Source organism: Vibrio sp. 1288, assembly GCF_033344475.1.
Genome location: NZ_JAWPOX010001075.1, coordinates 1 through 529 on the forward strand (window position 1 = coordinate 1; position 529 = coordinate 529).

Here is a 529-nt window from a genome sequence, read left to right on the forward strand (position 1 = left end):
AAGCGTCTTTTCAAACGTTTCGATATGGATATCGGACGCACCTTCTTTGATCGCTTCACCCAACATAGCATTGATCAATTTGATGATTGGCGCATCGTCTTCCGACTCTAACAAATCCTCGTCATGCGGTAGCTCTTCTGCCAACGAGAAGAAATCATCACTGTCGGCACCGATATCTTCCATCAATTGACGAGCTTCTGATGAATCACGTTGATACGCTTCAGTCAGCTTTTTATCGAAGGATTCTTTGTCGATGGCTTGAGGCACGAAACTGCGCTTAAGCACGCGACGCACTTCAACCAGAGCCGCAGGATTTAGCGGCTCCACGTAGTAAAGAATTGGAGGACGCTCTGGATGCTCAGTCTCCAAAACCAGTTTAAAGCGATTGGCAAAACTGAATGGCAGACGACGCATACTTGGCGCAGTGTCTAACATATCTACCATTAGTTCTTTTCCATTTGATCGATAAACGCTTGAATTTCAGCAGGATGCTTACGATCTTGGCCAAATGCAGGGATCACAGGGATCT

Annotated in this window: 1 pseudogene; it reads right to left on the minus strand. The window is 46.1% G+C overall.

Annotated elements, in window-relative coordinates:
• Positions 1-444 (minus strand): annotated as a pseudogene (locus tag R8O11_RS30975) (type II secretion system protein GspE); the annotation flags it as partial.
• Between the last annotated feature and the right edge of the window lie 85 nt (positions 445-529).